Source organism: Bacteroidota bacterium, from assembly GCA_040388375.1.
Classification (GTDB): domain Bacteria; phylum Bacteroidota; class Bacteroidia; order UKL13-3; family UKL13-3; genus JAAFJM01.
Genome location: JAZKBU010000005.1, coordinates 440,301 through 461,166, shown reverse-complemented (window position 1 = coordinate 461,166; position 20,866 = coordinate 440,301). Strand labels below are relative to the sequence as shown.

At 35.7% G+C, this 20,866-nt stretch carries 17 protein-coding genes; 9 read left to right on the top strand and 8 right to left on the bottom strand.

The window, feature by feature from the left end:
* The first annotated feature begins 153 nt into the window (after positions 1 to 153).
* Entirely contained in the window at positions 154 to 1,983 is a 1,830-nt protein-coding gene (locus tag V4538_09605; GenBank protein ID MES2381287.1) for an AAA family ATPase, read from the top strand.
* Positions 1,984 to 2,002: 19 nt separating this feature from the next.
* Positions 2,003 to 3,679 (top strand): AAA family ATPase, encoded by a 1,677-nt coding sequence (locus V4538_09600; GenBank protein ID MES2381286.1) that lies wholly within the window; start codon positions 2,003 to 2,005, stop codon positions 3,677 to 3,679.
* 226 nt (positions 3,680 to 3,905) lie between these two features.
* Here V4538_09600 and V4538_09595 read toward each other — a convergent pair whose 3' ends face one another.
* Together V4538_09595 and V4538_09590 are read right to left on the bottom strand one after the other, a co-directional pair.
* Positions 3,906 to 5,348, bottom strand: coding sequence for an alkaline phosphatase D family protein (locus V4538_09595; GenBank protein MES2381285.1), 1,443 nt, complete (start codon positions 5,346 to 5,348; stop codon positions 3,906 to 3,908).
* 529 nt (positions 5,349 to 5,877) lie between these two features.
* Positions 5,878 to 6,765, bottom strand: coding sequence for a carboxypeptidase-like regulatory domain-containing protein (locus V4538_09590; protein ID MES2381284.1), 888 nt, complete (start codon positions 6,763 to 6,765; stop codon positions 5,878 to 5,880).
* A 1,258-nt stretch (positions 6,766 to 8,023) separates the two neighbouring features.
* Between V4538_09590 and V4538_09585 the strand changes: the two genes are divergently transcribed.
* From V4538_09585 to V4538_09560, 6 genes are all read left to right on the top strand, one after another.
* Complete coding sequence (locus V4538_09585) at positions 8,024 to 8,482, top strand: hypothetical protein (GenBank protein MES2381283.1); 459 nt, start codon at positions 8,024 to 8,026, stop codon at positions 8,480 to 8,482.
* A 58-nt stretch (positions 8,483 to 8,540) separates the two neighbouring features.
* The gene (locus V4538_09580) at positions 8,541 to 9,719 is read left to right on the top strand and encodes a hypothetical protein (GenBank protein MES2381282.1); all 1,179 of its coding nucleotides are present in this window, start codon (positions 8,541 to 8,543) and stop codon (positions 9,717 to 9,719) included.
* Positions 9,712 to 10,182, top strand: coding sequence for a hypothetical protein (locus V4538_09575; protein MES2381281.1), 471 nt, complete (start codon positions 9,712 to 9,714; stop codon positions 10,180 to 10,182). The genes V4538_09580 and V4538_09575 overlap by 8 nt, the downstream gene beginning before the upstream one ends.
* 479 nt (positions 10,183 to 10,661) lie before the next feature.
* Positions 10,662 to 11,720, top strand: a complete 1,059-nt coding sequence (locus V4538_09570; protein MES2381280.1) for a hypothetical protein — start codon at positions 10,662 to 10,664, stop codon at positions 11,718 to 11,720.
* Between the two features lie 12 nt (positions 11,721 to 11,732).
* Complete coding sequence (locus V4538_09565) at positions 11,733 to 12,362, top strand: hypothetical protein (GenBank protein MES2381279.1); 630 nt, start codon at positions 11,733 to 11,735, stop codon at positions 12,360 to 12,362.
* 62 nt (positions 12,363 to 12,424) lie between these two features.
* Positions 12,425 to 13,420 carry a T9SS type B sorting domain-containing protein gene (locus V4538_09560; GenBank protein ID MES2381278.1) on the top strand — a complete coding sequence of 332 codons (996 nt, stop codon included), beginning with the start codon at positions 12,425 to 12,427 and terminating at the stop codon, positions 13,418 to 13,420.
* A 101-nt stretch (positions 13,421 to 13,521) separates the two neighbouring features.
* Here the strand turns inward: V4538_09560 and V4538_09555 are convergent, their stop codons facing one another.
* Together V4538_09555 and V4538_09550 are read right to left on the bottom strand one after the other, a co-directional pair.
* Positions 13,522 to 14,265, bottom strand: coding sequence for a M23 family metallopeptidase (locus V4538_09555; GenBank protein MES2381277.1), 744 nt, complete (start codon positions 14,263 to 14,265; stop codon positions 13,522 to 13,524).
* Positions 14,265 to 15,089 carry a DUF4846 domain-containing protein gene (locus V4538_09550; protein ID MES2381276.1) on the bottom strand — a complete coding sequence of 275 codons (825 nt, stop codon included), beginning with the start codon at positions 15,087 to 15,089 and terminating at the stop codon, positions 14,265 to 14,267. The genes V4538_09555 and V4538_09550 overlap by 1 nt, the downstream gene beginning before the upstream one ends.
* A gap of 206 nt (positions 15,090 to 15,295) precedes the next feature.
* On the opposite strand from V4538_09550, the gene V4538_09545 reads away from it, so the two are divergent.
* Positions 15,296 to 15,769, top strand: coding sequence for a DUF1801 domain-containing protein (locus V4538_09545; protein MES2381275.1), 474 nt, complete (start codon positions 15,296 to 15,298; stop codon positions 15,767 to 15,769).
* A gap of 54 nt (positions 15,770 to 15,823) precedes the next feature.
* On the opposite strand, the gene V4538_09540 is transcribed toward V4538_09545, so the two are convergent.
* From V4538_09540 to V4538_09525, 4 genes are all read right to left on the bottom strand, one after another.
* A complete protein-coding gene (locus V4538_09540) occupies positions 15,824 to 16,774 on the bottom strand; it encodes a class I SAM-dependent methyltransferase (protein MES2381274.1) in 951 nt (316 codons plus the stop codon).
* 61 nt (positions 16,775 to 16,835) lie between these two features.
* The gene (locus V4538_09535) at positions 16,836 to 18,452 is read right to left on the bottom strand and encodes a peptide chain release factor 3 (protein MES2381273.1); all 1,617 of its coding nucleotides are present in this window, start codon (positions 18,450 to 18,452) and stop codon (positions 16,836 to 16,838) included.
* A gap of 111 nt (positions 18,453 to 18,563) precedes the next feature.
* On the bottom strand, positions 18,564 to 20,528 hold the full coding sequence (locus V4538_09530; protein MES2381272.1) for a tetratricopeptide repeat protein: 1,965 nt from the start codon (positions 20,526 to 20,528) through the stop codon (positions 18,564 to 18,566).
* Between the two features lie 28 nt (positions 20,529 to 20,556).
* A complete protein-coding gene (locus V4538_09525) occupies positions 20,557 to 20,859 on the bottom strand; it encodes a rhodanese-like domain-containing protein (protein ID MES2381271.1) in 303 nt (100 codons plus the stop codon).
* Positions 20,860 to 20,866 lie beyond the last annotated feature (7 nt).

Below are 20,866 nucleotides of genomic sequence, written 5' to 3'. Positions count from 1 at the left end.
TTTCACATAAAAGAAAGGGTGTTTTTCTAGTATAAATACTACCCTTTTAGTAAAACTACTCTTTCTCCTATTATGGTTGTTACTGTTAAATATTATGAATAGGTTTGGTAAAATTAATGAACAACTTATTATAAAAATACTAACCTAAATAATATGAAATTTACAGAGTTCAAAATAAAAAATTTCAAAGGAATCGAAAATGTAACTGTCAACCTTGATAAATCACCTGATGCAAATATTTATACTTTAGTTGGATTAAATGAAAGTGGTAAGACAACAATACTAGAAGCAATCAATTTTTTCAATCCTAACGATAAAGGGCTAAGTCCCTTGGAACTCCCAGGGGCAATAATTAAAGATTATAATATCTTAATTCCAATAAGTAAACGTGACAATTTCAATGGTGTTATTTCGCTTGAAGTTACAATAAAACTTGATGCTAATGATTTAAAAAAAATAAATGAATACGTTAAAGCAAATACACCTTTCAGACAAGTAAAAACTACTACTAGTATAAAATACTATCGTGATTATATATTTAAAGATTCAAAGTTTCATAAACTAGATGCAATGTGGACTGGTTTTCAGGGTTTATTGAAAACTCAACCGAAGACAAAGTACATCGACATACATGGCAAACAATACACAAAAGAAAATGAAGGGTTATATCTTTTATGTCAAAGATTAATCCCTAGCATTCTCTACTTCCCGAATTTTCTTTTTGATTTCCCTTCAAAAATTTATCTTGAAGCTAAAGGTGTAGCGACTTCGAAAGAAATTTTTTATACTGAACTTATTCAAGACATTTTATACTCACTTGAAAATGAATCTAATATTAAAACACATCTTATTAATAGAATAAAAAGTGGTGATCCAAATGACAAAAGAAATTTACACAGTTTATTACAAAAAATGAGTAGAAAAGTAACTGATGTCGTTTTTGAGGCGTGGAATAGAATATTTAAAAGAGAAATAAAGGATACAAGAATTACAATCAACTATAATATTGATGATGAAAAGCTTCCTTACCTTGAATTTGAAATTGAAGCACAAGATGGTATATATCAAATCAATGAAAGGTCACTAGGTTTTAAGTGGTTCTTTATTTTTTTACTTTTTACACAATTTAGACCTTTCAGAAAAAACACTCCACAAAACATCATTTACCTTTTTGATGAACCAGCATCTAACCTACATTCATCAGCACAAAAACAACTTTTGAAGAGTTTTGAAAATCTCACTAAAAACAGTAAAATAATTTATACCACACATAGCCACCATTTAATAAATCCTAATTGGCTTGAAAGCACTTATGTTGTAAAAAATGATGGATTGAAAATTGAAGATACGGAAACATATAATATAAAGAAAACAAATATTTCAATTGAACCTTACAGAGAGTTTGTAATTAATCATCCTCATAATGCGGCTTACTTTCAACCAATACTTGATGTGCTTGATTATTCTCCAAGCAATTTAGAATCGCTTCCGAATTGTGTTTTTATGGAAGGTAAAAATGACTTTTATACATTGGAATATTTTCAGGAAGTAATTTTAAAAAAGACAACTAGAGTAAATATTGCTCCAAGCACGGGTTCTGGAAATCTTGATACTCTAATAAGTTTATATATTGCTTGGGGGAAGGAGTTTATTGTCTTACTTGATTCTGACAAAGAAGGAGTCAACCAAAAAAATAGATATATCGAAAAGTTTGGAATTATGGTAGAACCCAGAATTTTCACGTTAGAAGACATTAACAAAGTTTGGAAGAAATTTAAAATGGAAAATATGTTTGACAAAAATGAAGCATTAAAATTTCAATTAATTGCTTACCCATCTTCAACATCTCTCAACAAAACACATTTTAATAGAACAATTCAAGAGTGTTTAATCAATAAAAGAAATTTTGAATTCGATAATCAAACAAAAAATAATTTTGAAAAAATCTTCTCTTTTCTTGAGAAAAAACTCTTTAAGCCTTAATATTTAAAATACATAAACAATGAAAATTAGAAAAATAGGATTTACAAATCATCCAATTTTTGGAAACTTAGAACTTGACTTTACAGATACTAATGGTAAGACCATTAATACAATAATTATTGCAGGAGAAAATGGAGTTGGCAAATCTCTTTTACTTAATAGCATTTTTGAATTTTCTAATCTAACATTAACGAATGACAAAAGAGATGAGAAAAGAGATTTTGAAATAGAACTTTCAGAAAAAGAAATAAATATACTAAAAGTTGGAAAACACTCACACCAGCAATTCAATAAGAATTATGTAGATAATATTTTTCAAATTCATATTGATTATAATATTATAGATAATTGGGCTCAAATAGACATTAAAGGAAAAGAAGAAAATGGGTTTTCACAATCAATGGCAGGTAGCTTATTTTCACATACAGACACAAAAAGTGTTTTAGGGGCAATATTCTCAGATGTAGAAATCAATTTTACACCGAATGAAATTTCAACCGTCACATCTACAAACATCGATAGTAATAATTTACGAAGCCAACGCAGTAATCCAAACCTAGCTACGGAAATAACTCAGTTATTAATTGATATACAAAGTTTAGATGCTCTAGAATTTACTGAATGGGCTAGAAATAATCTCGGTCAGGTAATTGATACAAATAAAATGGATACAAGAATCAAACGTTTTACTTCGGCCTTTGATTTTATGTTTCCTCAAAAGAGATATAAGAGTATTGAAAATGTAAATAATAAAAAAGAAGTAATATTTGTAGAAAATGGAAAGGAAATGTCCATTAGTAAATTAAGTTCAGGCGAAAAACAAATAGTTTTTAGAGGTAGTTTCCTTTTAAAAGATAAGGAAAGTTCTATGGGAGCATTGATATTGATTGACGAGCCTGAAATTAGTCTTCACCCAAATTGGCAACTTAAAGTACTCAGTTTTTTCAAAAAACTTTTTACAAATAATGATGGCGAGCAAACTTCACAGATAATTATATCAACTCACTCTCCATTTATAATTCACAATGCAAATAGAAATGATGACAAAGTAATTATTCTACAAAAAGGCATAACTGGTAAAACTTTTATTCCAAACGAAGCCAAATTCTTTGGTTGGTCAAACGAAAAATTAATTCAGGAAGCATTTAACATAAATCATTATTTAACGGATAACAAAACAACTGTTTTTGTAGAGGGTGAAACAGATGAAAAATATTATAACAGATGTCTTGAAATCTTCAATAAAACACACTTGCCAATTGAATTTAAATGGATAGGAAGAATAAATGACAAAGGAAATGCAGAAAACACTGGAGACACTGCATTAAATCAAGCCAAAACATTTTTCACCGCAAATATGGAACAAATAAAAAGCAAAATAGTATTGTTCTATGATAGTGATACAAATAAGCCTGAGGAGAATATTGAAAACCTATTAATAAGAAAAATGGAAGTCAATAATGAAAATTTGGTTTTTAAAATTGGTGTCGAGAATCTCTTAACAATTAATCAAAGTATTAATGTGCCTTCTTTTTATACAGAAAGAACAAAAAAGAATGATTATGGCGCAGAAAGTATTTTAAGAGATTTAGACAAAAAAGCGCTATGCACATTTATCTGTGATACTTTGGATATAGAAAATCAAAAGATTGTTTTAATAAAACTTGAAAAGGAAATCGACAGATTATCGGCATAGAAATAACCTCAACCTTTTATTTCATCTAATTAGAAACCCACATACCAAAAGGAGGCTAGCGTTGGCCCGACAAAAAAGCGGGCCGTGCATCAGGTCTTGCGGGCAGAAGCATTTTTTTGTCTAGCGTTTTTGGATACTTTTTTGGCAATGCAAAAAGTATCAAGCAAAAACCAGATACTTACAACAAGAGAAATAAAATAGGTGAACTAGATAGTTGCCTCATTATTTAATAAATAGCAATTGGATTAGTAATAGTTTTTAATGTTCCTGAATTTTCAGGTTTGCCATTATAAATCTGTGCAAGAACAATGGGGTTTCTTTCCAAATTAACATCTACATGCATAAACAAATCACTCTGTCCGTACATTTTACTTGTTGTATATTTATATTCTCCATCATATAATTCTTTTTCTTTTTCATAAAGAAACTCAAAATCTTCAAAATAAGCACCCCAGTAAAATGGCGAAGATATGAGATTTACTACTTTGAAGTGATTATCCCTGTGTTCTAATATACTTACAGCAGAATTATGTATGTCACCTGATAAAATAATCGTGTTATTACAATTATTTGAATATAAGCAGTCAAGAATCTGCTTACGTTCCTCACTAAAATGCCCCCATAGCTCTGTATTATCTTTATCTTTTTTATCAGGAAAAAATGGGTTACTTGAAACAATGAATTTAACGGGGGCATCTTTATTTTTTTCTATCCAAGTAAGCAAATCTTTTAATTGCTCTTCACCAAGCATAGTCTTGCTTATTCCTTTTTGTTCATAGTCTTTTTTAAATCTATAACTTCTTGTATCCATAACGAAAAAAGGAAATTTTCCATAAACAAATTCATACCAGAATTTTTCATTCGAATTTTTTGCTTTTGAAGTAGTCGGGTTATGAAGATGTTGGTATGAATAATATGCACTTTTAGCAAAACCATATATCATTTTGTTATTAGCAATATCTTCTTGTTTTAATTTTGGATCATACATTTTATCTTTTGACCAATCATTTCTGATTTCATGGTCATCCCAAATCATATAAGTTGGAACGTTTTGCATTAATTTCCTTATATTAGGCGTAGAAAAGGCTCTTTTATATTCTTCGTAAAACTCATCCTCACTGTTTATTTTATTAATAGGTCCATGAATGTCCGAATAAATTTGGTCGCCAGTCATAAGAACCAAATCAAGTTTATTGTTTTCCTTAAGAATATTAAGAGATTGAAAAGTACGGTCCCCTTTTAATGGGTCCTTTTTCAAAATATTACTTCTACAAGAACCAAAAGCAAATTGAAGAGTATTGCCGTCTCCATCAGTAGGAGCAGTAGTAAAACTACCTGCTACTCTTTCTCCTTCAGTACCAAATGGATGATTGTACTTTATGGAAATATCCAAATTTTCTTTTGAATCTCTATAAAATATACCTGTTTGAAAGTGATAGAAACTAGAGGCGTTTAACCCATCAACCAAAATTACTCCAGTATAATCATAATAGTTTTCTAGAAATACAATTTTTGAATATTGATAATTTTGTTGATTATCATAAAGGTCTAGAGTTCCTATACATAATTTCGAATCATTTTCATCAAATTTTTCTCCCTTAATCCATATTTTGGATACGTCCGATTTAGTGTGCCCAACTATAGGACCCACTTTATTTGTATTTATCATGTGGCTAATTTTTAATAAATGTTATTGTTTCTTTTGTACTAAAGTTTAACATTCGCTTTACACCTGTTTTGCTAGTGTTAGCAAATTATAATAAAACATTAAATAACCAAATAGAAAATACCTACATTTTAAATTACAAATTCAACAAAACACCAAACCAATCTATTAAGGTTTCACATTGCCAACAAAAAGCATCAAGCAAAAAAAATCCCAGGGCTTTCACCCCCATTCCCCACCACACATCCCGATAGCTATCGGGACAAAAAGGAGGCGAGCGCTAGCCCGACAAAAAAGCGGGCCGTGCATCCGGCCTGCGGGCAGAAGCATTTTTTTGTCTAGCGTTTTTGGATACTTTTTTGGCAATGCAAAAAGTATCGAAGTAAGAAAAGAAGAAACTGTTTTATTTAAAATAACCTTTGTTAAAGACAATACAAAAAGCATCAAGCAAAAAAAAATCCCAGAGCTTTCACCCCGGGATTCCTTCAACATAAACTACCCCCGATAGCTCCCGATAGCTATCGGGACGGGGCTACACCAACACTACCTTTAACTTCAACTGCTCCCCTAGTTGAATAGTAAACTTAGTACTTACCCTAAACGCTCCTTTGGTAACCACCAAAGTATAAGTACCCCTTTTAATACCCAATATAGTTAAGTCACCATACTCATCGCTGTATTGCTCTTCATCTTCCATTTCCACTATATCAGCATAAGCATCTTCAACGGGGTTGTTATCCTTATCCGTTACATGTACCAATACCTTTGTTTTCCTGCTACCCAAATCGGAAATCTGCCTGGCACTTAAAAACAAACGCACAAAGGAAAGATGGGTATCTTCAAAAGCGGCTACAATCAAATCTTCAATATTATCCAATAAGTCATCGGTCTTTTTAATTAAATCACGAATGGTTCTGTTAGCTTCTGCTCCTTTTTTGCGTTTGGTAGCAGGTTCACTGCTGTAAATCTGTGCGGCATCTATAGCACTTTCCAAAGCATCTACATCTGCTTCCAGTATCATATAGTCTTTCAATTGGGTTAAATCAATCTGCAACCTGTCCAGCACATTACTCGCTATGCTCAGCGCATTTACACCCGAGGTTTTAAAATCACTGGGCACTACATCATACACATGAATAGCATCAAACTTGTTGTTCTTTTTAGCCCATACCAAAGCTTTGCGTGCATTGCGTACACATAGTTTTGCCATGTCATCAAACTTCTGCAGCTTATTATCATGCAGCGTTCCCTTGGCACCTACACTCAGTTGCATATTGCTCCTGATTAATAATTGCAGGGCACTGAATTCGGTGACTAATTGAGTTAAAGGAGTAACGTTCCTAATCACACTTTGTGATTCCGAGAGTACCTGTTCAACCTTGTTGTAAGTACTCATTTTTTCATTAAAGTATCTGGACATAAAATTAAAAATTTAATACCCTTTACAACGTAAGCAACTTTTATTTTATTGTGAGCTGTGGCATATTTATTTTAACAGTTTTGCATAAATTTATTTTCCGACCCAATCCCTGACAAAAAAACACCCCAACTACATATCAATTCCTCTCAACTACATGTCAACACCTCTCAGCTATCTCTCAAGTCCTCTCAACTACATCGCAACACCTCTCAACCATCCTTCAAGTCCTCTCAACTATCTTTCAACACCTCTCAGCTATCCTTCAAGTCCTCTCAGCTACATCGCAACACCTCTCAACTACATGTCAAGTCCTCTCAACTATCTTTCAACACCTCTCAGCTATCTTTCAAGTCCTCTCAACTGCATCGCAACACCTCTCAACCACATGTCAAGTCCTTTCAACTATCTCTCAACACCTCTCAGCTATCTTTCAAGTCCTCTCAACTGCATCGCAACACCTCTCAACTACATTGCAAGTCCTCCCCACAATATTTCATAACCATTCTCTAAACACAAAAAGGAAGTGCGCGCAAGGCAGATAGAAGAATGATAACACACTCCACATGCATTATTGCACACATAATATAAATAGAAGGCTAGCGCTGGCCAGACAATCCCGATAGCTATCGGGAGCGGGCCGCGCATCCGGCCTGCGGGCAGAAGCATTTTTTCGTCTAGCGTTTTTGGATACTTTTTTGGCAATGCAAAAAGTATCGAAGCAAGAAACAAGGAACCTTACTATCTTACTATCCGTAGTCTGAAGCAAAAGGATAAGCAAGGGCGACTACGGATATCAAATGCAAAAGAGTCTCAGACTCTTCTTTTAAAACACCGTGTCAAAGACACTCCTTTTCATATGTAATCCGTAGAGCGCTTTGCTAACTCCACGGATAGTAAAGTCTATGCAAAAGCATCAAACACTATCCCAACACACCTGCAATCATATATTTAAAAAAGAGTGTTTTCCCTATCAAAAAAGAGTATTTCCCCTATTGACTGCCAATAGACACTTCTCTATCATTGTATAATATATATTTATACATATACAAACAAAAAGCCCATAGGTGCGCTAACACCTACAGGCCATGTAAATAAATAAAACGTGTCCTATGCTGATAAAACTCCATCCTATTTAGCTACGAAAGTAGCCAAATAACAAAACATAGCAATACTGATTTGCTGATACCCTAAAAATGCCATAACCCCAAGGCTAGCTTTAAATAGCGGGGTAAACAACAAACTTATTAACCAAACAATAATGAAACGAATAATAACAGCCCTATGCTTAGCCCTATTAAGCTACGGTGCAAACGCAGGCCTCGTAGCAGGTGGCGAAGTATATTACAGGCATACCTTTGGCGGAGGCTCTACCGGGTATAACTATACCAATGTAACCAGTGTGAAAGCCTATGGAAGTTATGGCGGAACTACCGTAGAGCTGGAAGTTACCATTATCCGTTGCCTGCATCCCGGTTGGGAGTTTTGCCCCAAAAAAGGCGACTTAATGCCTACCAATCCAAGTGTTGATGATATAGCTTCGGCAAATTTAGAAACATATGCTTACGAGCAAATAGCGGCAGGAACAGACGAAGGAACAGCCCATAAAAATTATTTAGACCCTGTTACCAATATGCCTATGCCCTATACGCTTAACTGGCTTAAAGACGATGAAGGAATAAGTATTCAAGTAAAACGCGATGGATTGGAATTGCAATAACACAATTAAACCCAAATATAAGGGAGTAAAAGCTCCCTTATATTTCATTACGCTTGTCATGGCATTGCTTACGCTTGCCTGTGGTAAAAATACGCCCAAACATACCATACACCAGGTATTTAAATTTGATACGCTGGTAGTGAATTGCCAGCTACAGGCAGGCTACGATTTAATAACACAACCGGCATCGGCCTTTTACAATGGAGCAGTTTATTTCAGCAATTTTACTCTGCTTAATGATACTGGTTTATCGGTAGGCATATACCAAATAAACAATCAGCTCCCTACGGCTATCAGTACCCGTTATGTACAATTACCCATGCAAGTCGATAACGTGGCTTTTTTAAAAGAGAACATTGAGCAAAATGGCAATTTGCTATTAGCCGCTTCATCGCAATACATAATATTGCTTATACAGGATGTATTAAATGTATACAAGCAAACACCAAACAATCATTACCAATTATTGCATCAGATAAAATACAAATCGTTTACCCATATAGGTTTTATAAACGACAGTACTTTTATAGCTTCGCGGCTATACAATAAGGGCACCAATTTTATAGATAAAGGCACTATTAAACCCCAAGGCATTGACTTTAGCCATAGCCAAGACTTTGCCTTTGATTTTCCGAACAGCGTAAAGGTTGATTACTTTTGCCAATATGTAGATTATGGTAACAATACGCTGTTAACGGGTAATAGCTATACTTATAAAATATACCTCTATAATCAAAATCTTGATAAGGTTGATTCTATATACCAGGCAGACTTCAATGCAGGTAAAGAAGAAATAATACAACAAGCAGAAAAAAAATATGCAGGCAACCCCATAGCCATGGTTATGCAATTAGATAAAACATTAAAACGCATAACAGCTACTAAGATGATAGATGAAAATACTGTTTTTGTAATGTACCAAAAAGATAAAGACAAGTACATTGATATTTGGCAAAAGAGTGAAAACAAATGGCAACTAATAATAAGTAATACCAAAGCCAACTACATGGAGCCTATGGCAGAGGAACAAGTATTCTTTGAGCCCGTTAATTTCCCCAATACGGTAAGCAATGCCTATAATTTTGGGTTTTATAAAAACAAATTGGTTACGCTTTGTACCGGAGGCAGCACCAATAGATATACTATTAAAAAAGAGGCTATCAATACCTTTTTCTCTAACCAAATAAAAAACCCTTGTTTGAATATTGACACTTATACATACTTAAAGCATGACTAAACTATTCCTTTTCGTTTATTGTCTTTTTGGTTTGTTACACCAAAACCGTTCGCAAACAGTTGTATTACAAAACTTACAGGATGAAGCCATACAACTGGACATACGCAAAACAAAATTTAAGCTGGTAATACTCTTTGATAACCTTTATTGTGGTACCTGTTTAGAGCAGATAAACCAACTGATTAAACAACACAACAGCTTTGCCAGCACGGCTATTTTTATACTCAACAATAATAAAAACCAAAGTGTAATTACTTATAAAAACATAGCCAATAAGTACCTGTTTCATCAAACCAAACCCAGCTTATTCTTTATTAATAAAACTGAATTACTTAAACTGGTGCCCACGTTCCAAACTAATTCACCCTCATTGCTGCTTATAAAAAATGGTAAACTCAGTTATAAACCTTATAGTGTTTTATTTGACAGCAAGATGAAACTAAAGGTGAAGAATATATTTTAATGAACACATAAAGCGGCTATGCATCATATCACTCATTGCCGTTGTTGTGTCTCCCGACCAACAACACACTCGTATTTTTTGATATTTTTTTGACAATGCAAAAAGTATCGAATATAAAAAGGAGAAAGATGTTTTTGTTTAGGATAGCAATGAAATAATTGCAGGCGAGGACGCCTGCAATGGCGTAAACGCTCATTCGTTGAAACCCAATATACCTACTCTATTTTATGGCCCAAAACAACGGTAAAACACCTAACACCATGACAGTTAGGAAACTACCCACGCATTAAGATAAGATTACAAACAAATTAATAATAGTTTATGTAACTATCTATCAGTTCGTTTCTGTATTTTATTTATTTGAATTGCGCTTTTATTTATTTAAGCTGCTAATATTGCTATGTAAATAGAATTTAATGAAATACTGTTACTGTCTTGTCTGTCTCTTGTTTATTAGCCCATACCTGCATGCCCAAAGCATGGTAGTAAGCAGCTATTATATTGGCGAAGATGCAAAAAGCTGCTGGATAGAACTCCTTGTTACGGAGGACAATACGGATATCAGGAACTGGACCATAGGTGATTACAATGCCAACAATGGTGGCCATTTAAACAGCTACCAAAGTATTGCTTTCAAACCCATTAACCTATGGAACCATTTGCGCAAAGGAACCATTATTGTATTGTATTGCCGCAGTGCCAATGCTCCCACCGTTGACACTTCGGCCGCAGATGGCTTTATAAGTGTTCATGCCCAATTAACATCGGTTTTTAGTAATACACCCGCTACCAACAGCAGCAAATTAAGTTTTAACAATAATACGGATATGGTTACCATTAAAAATGGCAGTACTGATATCCACTCCTTGGGGCACGGAGGTAACCATGGTAACTGGAATGTAGCCAATAACCCCAAAGTAATTAATGAACCCGATGGATATGATAACAGACTGATACAGGTTTGCCCGGGAGCCAATATAGGGGGCTATACCAATACGAGTGAAGATACCATCAAAACAAATATGATAAGCAGTGGATTTACCCAAGGTTTACCCAATATACGTACCACCTCCACCACTGACAACCAAACCTTTTGGCTTAGTATAAGAGAGCCAGCCTGGAGCTCGCCCACACTAACGGTTAATTCCAATGCCAACTATACTACCGATACGCTTAAATGGAATGGTATGACGGATCCTTATCCTACCGATACGCTGCAAGGTTACCTGATAGTAAGCAGCACCACCAGCAATTTTACAGCATTACCTACGGATGGAAGAACTTATACCAACGGGCAAAGTATAGGCAACTCCACCATTATAGGTATTATTAATAATTCTCAAACGCTTAGTTTTACTTATACGCATACGTACGAGTGCAAGGCGGTGTATTATCGTGTATATGCCTTCCGTTTTAAAGCGGATGAACTCAACGGAAACAATTACCACGTAGCCAGAGGCCGTGCGTATAACCAAACCAACTATGCCCAGGGGCAATCTACCATACCGAATTCAACAACCATTTTATACCACTACTAAACTAAACATTATATGAAAACACTTCAACACTTACGCATGGCTTTATTACTTGTATTAGTAAGCCTTACTCAGCTAGCTTTTGCCCAAAGCACCACCAGCCCCGATACCGTTTGTGCGGGAGCAACGGGAAAAAGTTATTCGGTTGATGGCTTAGCGGGCAGCACTTTTCAATGGATTATTACCAATGGTACCAAAACCAGCGGAGGCACTTCTGATTCTATTACTATCAATTGGTCGGCCACCCCAGGTATTGATATTTTAAAAGTGGTTGAAATAAATATACTGGGCTGCCCTATGGATACTGTTTCATTGGCTGTTTTGCGTTTGGCGCCACCTACAGTAGTACTTAGCGGAACTGATTCTATTTGTGTAAACGCTGCTACTGTACTGGGAAAATTAAAATTTACTTTTACAGGGGTAGCTCCTTGGTTGGTTAACTATACCGAAAACGGAACTGCCCGAAGCGTAACTACTTCAAGCAGTACTTACAATTTTAACTCACAAGTGTATACCAGCTCAGGCGTAAAAGCATATGCTGTTACTTCTTTAAGCGATCGTTTAGGCTGTACCGGAACTTTTTCGGGTAATGCCAATGTAACCGTTATACCAAAAACAGGAACTTCTGCCATCAGACATTATTAAAAGTGTAAAGCCTTATTTACTTGCGCTGTTTATTCCCTGCCATAGTACTACTTGCAACACTATTGCGCGCTACCGGCCTAACAGCTCAGGTTATTGATACCGTTTGCCCCGGAGATAGAAACGTTCACTATTTTGTAGACGAGCATACCGGGGCGGACTATCAATGGCAAGTAAACGGAGGCACCATTAATGCAGGCAACGGTACGCATCAGATTTTTGTTGATTGGGGCAGCGCACCGGGCATAGGTACTGTAAGTGTAACGGAAAGTAATATACTGCATTGCCAAAACCCGCCCGTAATTGGCTATGTGCTTATTAATGCAGCCAAAGCCCAAATAAACTACCCACCTATAGCCTGCTATGGCGATACGGTATCTATTACCGTAAGCAATGCCCAACAAATACTATGGGATAACCAAAGTACGCAAGCCAGTAAATACATGCAAATAATAGCTGATACCAACGGTTGGGTATTAACCACCAGCCTGGCATGCAGCCAAAGCCAAGATACACTCCATTATACTATTAAACTAGGGCGCAAACCCATGATGGAATTTGGGCCTGATACGGGCGTATACCAAAAGAATCAGTCAGTAACCATAAAATACGGGGGCAATGCTAACGACAAAATAAACTGGGAGATAAAAAAATTCAATATATACGGTATGAATCAGCATAGTTTTTTGCTGCTGTTAAGCGATACGGGTAAAACGGATATTAAACTCTATGCTATTTCAAAAGATGGTTGCCCTGACTCCACCATGAAAACAATATTGGTAACGGATGAACACTTTTATGTACCGAATGCATTTACGCCTAATGAGGATGGGCTGAACGATATATTTAAACCGGTATTCAGCGGTATGAGTAAAATAAACCTTAGCATTATGAACAGGTGGGGCGATATTATATTTGAAAGCACTGACAAGGAACAGGGTTGGGATGCATTATACAAAGGCCAGCCTGTACAGGCTGATTCGTATACTTATTTAATTGAAGCTTTTGGTGTATCGGGTAAATATTATGTAAAACGAGGTTCTGTAGATGTTATTCGTTAGGCTGATCAATCCGTAATAATTAATGGGTCGTAGTAAACCTGCTTTAGAGTGCTTGTTGGTCGGGAGACACAACAAGGGCAAAAAACTAACGCTGCTAATCGTTATAAATTCTTCAACAATGAATAACAGTTAATAGGTTCCGGTAAACCTGCTTTATTCAACGCTAACAACATTAAATGTAAATGAGTTGGCGAACGTTTTTTAAAAGCATTCATACCTGTACGTCCAACAGTAGCTATGGGCTGCCCTGCATACACTACATCGCCTAAGCTTACTTTAATAGTTGCACAATGGGCATAATACCAAATGCGTTTGGTTTGTGGATTAAAAATATAAATATACTTACCTCCTCTTAAACTGCTCGTAGTATCCCAATGTTGCTCCATGGCTATTACCACTCCATAGTCAACCGATACAACAGCTACAGGTTTTAAGGTTTTATCATCTAAAGCATCTTGGTTTCTATCATTGATAAATATATCGTGTGCAGGATGTCCTTTGTGTTTATTGCCATCAAAATAACTATACGAGCTGCCATAGTAACCATTGCCATTTTTTCCACCAATGGCTTTAGCGGTATAACCCTGTAAAGGAAAGTGAAGCTGCGGATTGGCCATACTATCCATTTGGTGCAAGCTTGTATAAGCATGGATTATAGCCTGCATTTTTTCTACAAACAAACTCTTTGCTTTTTCTTTACTTAGTAAAGCATCTCTTACTTGTTTATTGTATAAGTTAAAAGCCTCGCAAGCTGTTTTTAAATCAGCAGGTTTTACCTGTCCGCCAACCTGTAGTAACAACGTACCAAAGCCAAGTAACAAGATTATTCTTTTATATAATTTCATCAGAAACGTTTTAAATCGGTCCAGTTAAAAGTCCACTCCGGTGTATATAACATATCGCTCTCATTTGTTTCATACCAAGGTGATAAAGCACCATTGTTTTCATTGACCAACACATGCATGCTTTGTGCGGGCATATAACTTTGTGCCAACATAAATATGCGCTTGCCTGTACTTTTTTGTATAGCCATATCAACCACTATAACAGCATGCCCGGGGCTGCCTCCTTTTATAAATACATCGCCCACTTCTATACTATCTAACTTAGCCTTTTTCATTTCTTTACTCAATGATAAAGTACCTGCATAACAAAATATGATATCTAAATATTGCCTGAAATTTTTATAGGAATAATCGGACTCGCCTGCGTTATACCAAGTACAAGTATTTCCTTTTACTTTAATCCGCTGCCCCTCCGCCCATTTTACATAGTCGGCTACAAAACCACTGGTAAAGTTAAAATGAATAGCTGTGTATTTTTTTTGGGCAAATAAATATTCGGCCCGTAAGCGCATTACGGCATCGGCACATTGTTGTAAGTCTTTTTTGCCTACATCTAAAGTTAATACGGCTGCAGCTACTTTTTGATTGGGCTTTATATCGCCATTGTAAAACAATACTTTGCTCCCAACAGGCTGCAAAGCCAACTGCTGTAAATAATCGCCAAATGAACCTTTGGCATATACTTTCCTTCCATAAGTTTCGGGCACTACAAAGCGTGTAGCTACTTTGGTTCCTGCCTGCTGTGCCAAAGTAGCGGTATTAGTTCGCTGCTGTGCATATAGCCATATACTCAGCAAACAAAAACAACCTAATAAGTATTTCATCATCTTATTTTTCTTTCATGATTTAAAAGCAAGATAACGATTGGTTGTCAAAAAGTATCTAAAATGATAGACTGCTTGTTGGTCAGGAGACACTACAAGGGACAGTGGTGGGTGAGCTGATGCGCGGTCCTCCCGATAGTTATCGGGATTGTCTTTACACCTATTGCAAAAGCACTCAAAAAAACATTAGTTTGAAATAAAAAAACATGCAATCAAAAGCCAATACTATTGAAGATTATGTAGCCGAACTACCGGAAGAAAGACAAACGGCATTGATACAATTACGCAATACCATTGTAAGCAATTTACCTGAAGGTTTTGAAGAGAAGATGACCTATGGTATGATTGGTTATGTTGTACCACATAGTATTTATCCTCCGGGTTATCATTGCGACCCAAAACTGGCATTGCCTTTTATAAATATAGCTTCGCAAAAAAACTTTATAGCTTTATATCACATGGGGCTATATGCAAACCCTGAACTACTACATTGGTTTACGAGCGAATACCCTAAATACGCTAAAACCAAACTCGATATGGGTAAGAGTTGTGTGCGCTTTAAAAAAATGGATGACATACCTTATGCACTTATAGCTGAATTGATAAAAAAAGTAAGTGTGAAGGACTGGATAGAAAACTACGAACAAAACTTACAAGCCAGTAAAAGAAGTAAGGAATAGCTATGCTGGTTTGGATGTGTGCAATAGCTTATATGAAATTTTAATAATTATGCATTACTTTTTTCTCAACCAAAAAGCACCAGGCTCTCGGCCTTGTTGTTGTGCAAAAACTGGGCATTTATCAGCAAACTCTTTTCTATAATTATGCGATAAATAATTCAATGCGCCAATAATTTTAAATTCGGAATTATAAGTCATAAATGCTTCTAGTAAATACTGCTCATTCCATAAAAAATGATTCTTATATATCCAGTCATCCAAATAATCCTTAGGCGTAAAAATATCGTGTACATGAATTAAAACTCCCGATTTTAAGGTTGGCAATAATTCTAAATATTCAAAAAGAACATCTCCCTGAGGTCTTATAATGTGAGAAGAATCTATAAATAAAATATCGCCCGCTTCTAATTGCTGAAAAAATGATACATCAAGGGTTTCAACTTTTTCTCTTATTACATTAACACTTGTTTTTTCAAGCCAAGGTTGCTCATAAGGTTCTATACAAATATGGTTACAGTTGTATTGGGTATTTTCAAGTTTATTAGCATGAATAGCATTATTTACCATCAATGTAGAATTACCACTTCCTATTTCAATGAGGTTATTGGGTTTAAAATGCCTAATCATATTGTAAAGGTACTCTGCATCGCCTGAGCCATAGGAACTATTATTGTAGTAAAATGCAATGTTATTTTGTTTGTTAACAGGGAATGTTAAAAGTTCCTCATTGTAGTTGAATTGAGCTAATAAATTTAATTGCTCCTCTGCATTAAAATCAATCCCTGTAAGCTTTCTATCATCTCTTAATGATTTAGTCAAGTGCTTTTCGGGATTAATCATTGGTTGATAATAATGATCCAAAATAGGTAAAATGCCTAATTGCATAAAAATACGATTGCCCATTTTACCAGTACCTGCTTTCTTAACAAACTTCAACCACAGTGAAGCCATAAAAGTGACAGGAACTCCTAGCAGTAAAATAACTTTTAAAATATATTGTTTCATAATTCCATTTTACTTTTGTTTATGCTTCATTAAAAGTAATTCATTCTAACCAACTAAAAAACTACCAGGCACTGGCATTCTTAATGGTATCCTGATCGGTTTTAAACTCGGAGGTAAAGTGAAACTGAATTTCGGGGAAGTTATCCTGATTAATTTTTAACGACCATAAGCTCTCTGCTAAATAAACCGGCCTGCCTTCTTTATCCTGCGCTATGTTATGGCGTTTTAACATATAAAACTTATCCAACGCTTTTTTATCGGTAGAAGTAAACCAACTGGCTTTCTCAAAATTCAACGGTCTGAACGAACAAGAAGCACCATACTCATGTAATAACCTGAATTGTATTACATCGAACTGGAGGTCGCCCACGGTACCAATAATTTTTATATTACCGGGTTGTTGGGTAAACAACTGTGCTACGCCTTCGTCTGTTAACTGTTGAATACCTTTTTCTAATTGTTTTGTTTTTAAAGGATCCTTATTCACCAACTCTTTAAATATTTCAGGAGAGAAACTAGGGATACCTTTAAAGCTGATTTTTTCTCCTTCGGTTAAGGTATCGCCAATTTTAAAGTTACCGGTATCGTATAAGCCCACTACATCACCCGGAAAGGCTTCATCAACAATACTCTTTTCGTTGGCCATAAAACTGGTAGGGCTCGAAAATCTGAAGTTCTTCTCTAAACGGGTATGGTGGTAAAATTTATTGCGCTCAAACTTGCCTGAAACAATGCGGCAAAAAGCAATTCTATCGCGGTGATTAGGGTCTAAGTTGGCGTGAATTTTAAATATAAAGCCTGTAAATTTCTTTTCGGTAGGTAATACTTCGCGTGTTTCGGTATAGCGTGAGCGTGGTTCCGGGGCTATCTCCACAAAGGTATCTAACAACTCTTTTACTCCGAAATTATTAATAGCACTTCCAAAAAATACGGGAGCTAAATAACCATCTAAATATAAATCCTTGTTAAAAGGCTCATACACGCCTTCTATCAATTCTGCATCATCGCGTAATTTTTTTGCCGCTTTATCACCAATGTATTTCTCTAAATCGGGCGAGGCTAAATCATTAATGGCATGTATATCGTCCGATACTTTTGTTTTGCTGGGTGCAAATAACTGTAATGTTTTATCGTACAAATTATATACGCCTTTAAAGCTTGAGCCTATACCTATAGGCCAGCTTAACGGGCGTGTATGTATATTTAATTCTTTTTCTATTTCATCTAACAAGTCAAAAGCATCTTGCCCTTCGCGATCCATTTTATTGATAAAAACAATAACAGGGGTATTACGCATGCGACAAACTTCCATCAGCTTACGTGTTTGGTCCTCTACCCCTTTCACACAATCAACTACTAATATTACACTATCTACAGCCGTTAAAGTACGGTAGGTATCTTCCGCAAAATCCTTGTGACCGGGTGTATCTAATATATTTACTTTGTAGTTTTTATAATCAAAACCCATTACTGATGAAGCTACCGAAATACCACGCTGCTTCTCTATTTCCATAAAATCGGAAGTAGCTGCCTTTTTTATTCGATTGCTTTTTACCGCACCAGCCGTTTGTATAGCTCCACCAAACAACAAAAACTTTTCTGTTAAAGTAGTTTTTCCTGCATCGGGATGGCTGATAATTCCAAAAGTTCTGCGTTTAATTATATCGTCTTGATTCATAAATTGCTTTTACCGCTTTTTAACTAAAAATAAGCGGCAAATATAAGCCAATTAACACAGTACACAATTAAGCGTGCTATTATTTAGCCAAACCAATAAAAAGTGGGGTTATTAAAGGGTTTTCAATAGCTGTTTTACCTGTGTATTGCCCGGGTTTAATTGCATAATTTGTTGCAATAGCTTTTTGGCCTCTGCTGTATTGCCTTCCATATTGTAAACAGCGGCTAAATTAAATAAGGCTTGTTCGTAGTCGGGGTTCAGTTGCAATGCTTTTTGGTAATAGGTTTTAGCCAAAGCAGTATTGCCCTGCTTAATATAAGCAAAGCCTAAATTGGTTAAACTATTGGCTTGTTTTGCATTGAAAAGCAAGTTGCCTTGCAATATTTTTATAGCCTCTTCTAACTTATTCAATTGAATTTTCACCTGCCCCAGCTTATCAATAAAATCAATGCTGCTTGGCGATAAATCAACTGCTTTTTGGTAAAATAACTCAGCCCTTACAAAATCGTTATTGCTTTGAAAAGCCTGTCCTACCCTGTAACATAACCAGGCACTGGTTTGTTCCTGTACTTTTATAAAGGAGGCTTTGGCAATAATAGCATTGTAATCGGCTTGCAAATAATGCAAATGAATTTGTGCATCTAGCCAATCGTTTTGCTTGTAATCGTTTTTAAAATAAGTGGCAGCTTGCTGTAATGCCTCGGGCTTGCCTTCAAATTTCTCTACATAATTAATCAAACCTTTTACCTGAGATAGCTCTGTAGTTTTTTTATTGTTGATACAATACAAACCTGCAAACTCTTCAATGCTTTTTATTTCTGTTTGTTTAGCAGGCTTTTTTATCCAATGGTCGTGCACGGTTACATGCGGAATATCAATGGTACCAGAGCGAGGCATGTGGCATTGTACGCAATTGTTATTGCTGACCATACGTACTTTTTCAGTTTCGGTACATTTGGTTTCCTGTGGTTCGTTATGGCAATTGATACAAGCTGTATTGAATATTTGTGTGCCTGTTTTTTTAACGCTTACATGTGGGTTATGACAAGTAATACAAGTTAGGTTAAGTGTTTCAAAACTTTTGTCGCCTTGTTTGGTATTTTTATTGCCTTCTATAAAACATTTGCTCAGCTGCAAACGCTGCGCGTGGCTAGCCATTATTAAACTTTCATCACCGTCTTTTTGTTTAGGCATGTATACATCCCAAAAATCACTCAACTGCATACCGGGTCTAAAATCGCGGAAAGTTTTTTCGGGTTTTAAAACGGCATTGCCCTGTAAATGGCAACGTTGGCATACATCTATTTGTCGTTCCCACGGAAGTTTGCGTGGGTTTACAATGGTATAATCTATTTCGTGTGCGGTATCTACTATATGGTTAGCCAGCTTATCTTTTACATGTGCTTCTCCCGGACCATGACAACGCTCGCAATCAATGCCGTTGGGCACACTTACAAACTGGTTGGCCGTATAATCAGTAACGGCAGGCATGGCATTGTGGCAACTCATGCATTCAAACTCTATACTGCGGTTAAAGCCTGAGTTTTTACCACCTTCAAAACCGGGAGGTAAATCCCATTTTTTTTCCTGCGCATACCACGTTAGTGGCATTTGATATACGTAACCATTTATGTTCATCAAATGGGAATTAGTGTGTTGTCCTGACCCAATAATATAATCCACCTTTTCGGCTCGTTTATAAACGGTATCCTTACCTTTTAAACGAAACTCCATAATGTACATATTGTTGTTTTGCCAATAAGGATGGTAGTAGAGGTTTTTAAATTTATCATACACCACATGGTTTTTGGAAAAATCAGCACTTGATTTTTGCTTGGTAGCTAAATCAAAGCTTTTGCCCATACCTGTTTCAATAAATGTTTTGTAAATACCTTCGTGGCAAGCCCTGCATTGTTGCATACCCACATACTTTACGGTGTCGTTGTGGTTTAAATAAGGGCTGGTATTGGTGGCTGTAGTGTTTTGCTCTGTGCCACAAAAAACACTTACCATTACAGCACAGGCTATAATGGTAAGTGTGATTAAAATTTTTGTTCTAAAATAAAATAATTTCAATAGCCGAAATATTTTAGCTGTATCAATACTATTCGTATTTACTTCTCCAGTCCATCATGCCACCTAACAAGTTGCGTACATTGCTAAAACCATTATCTAATAAAAACATTTTGGCATTGGCACTTCTTGCACCACTACGACAATGTACTATTACTTCCTGGTCTTTTAAATGCATTAACTCATCTACTTTAGCAGGCAACGTGCCCAATGGAATTAAAGTAGCTCCAATATTATACTCTTCAAATTCATGGGGTTCGCGTACATCAATAATGGTTAATTTTTCACCCGCATCCATACGTTGCTTTAATTCATCTGTAGTTATATCTGTCATAATTTAT

Excerpts from the sequence above, each read along its gene's own strand:
- V4538_09605 (MES2381287.1), top strand. The coding sequence starts at position 154 with ATGAAATTTACAGAGTTCAAAATAAAAAATTTCAAAGGAATCGAAAAT.
- V4538_09600 (MES2381286.1), top strand. The coding sequence starts at position 2,003 with ATGAAAATTAGAAAAATAGGATTTACAAATCATCCAATTTTTGGAAAC.
- V4538_09595 (MES2381285.1), bottom strand. The coding sequence starts at position 5,348 with ATGATAAATACAAATAAAGTGGGTCCTATAGTTGGGCACACTAAATCG.
- V4538_09590 (MES2381284.1), bottom strand. The coding sequence starts at position 6,765 with ATGTCCAGATACTTTAATGAAAAAATGAGTACTTACAACAAGGTTGAA.
- V4538_09585 (MES2381283.1), top strand. The coding sequence starts at position 8,024 with ATGAAACGAATAATAACAGCCCTATGCTTAGCCCTATTAAGCTACGGT.
- V4538_09580 (MES2381282.1), top strand. The coding sequence starts at position 8,541 with ATGGCATTGCTTACGCTTGCCTGTGGTAAAAATACGCCCAAACATACC.
- V4538_09575 (MES2381281.1), top strand. The coding sequence starts at position 9,712 with ATGACTAAACTATTCCTTTTCGTTTATTGTCTTTTTGGTTTGTTACAC.
- V4538_09570 (MES2381280.1), top strand. The coding sequence starts at position 10,662 with ATGGTAGTAAGCAGCTATTATATTGGCGAAGATGCAAAAAGCTGCTGG.
- V4538_09565 (MES2381279.1), top strand. The coding sequence starts at position 11,733 with ATGAAAACACTTCAACACTTACGCATGGCTTTATTACTTGTATTAGTA.
- V4538_09555 (MES2381277.1), bottom strand. The coding sequence starts at position 14,265 with ATGAAATTATATAAAAGAATAATCTTGTTACTTGGCTTTGGTACGTTG.
- V4538_09550 (MES2381276.1), bottom strand. The coding sequence starts at position 15,089 with ATGAAATACTTATTAGGTTGTTTTTGTTTGCTGAGTATATGGCTATAT.
- V4538_09545 (MES2381275.1), top strand. The coding sequence starts at position 15,296 with ATGCAATCAAAAGCCAATACTATTGAAGATTATGTAGCCGAACTACCG.
- V4538_09540 (MES2381274.1), bottom strand. The coding sequence starts at position 16,774 with ATGAAACAATATATTTTAAAAGTTATTTTACTGCTAGGAGTTCCTGTC.
- V4538_09535 (MES2381273.1), bottom strand. The coding sequence starts at position 18,452 with ATGAATCAAGACGATATAATTAAACGCAGAACTTTTGGAATTATCAGC.
- V4538_09525 (MES2381271.1), bottom strand. The coding sequence starts at position 20,859 with ATGACAGATATAACTACAGATGAATTAAAGCAACGTATGGATGCGGGT.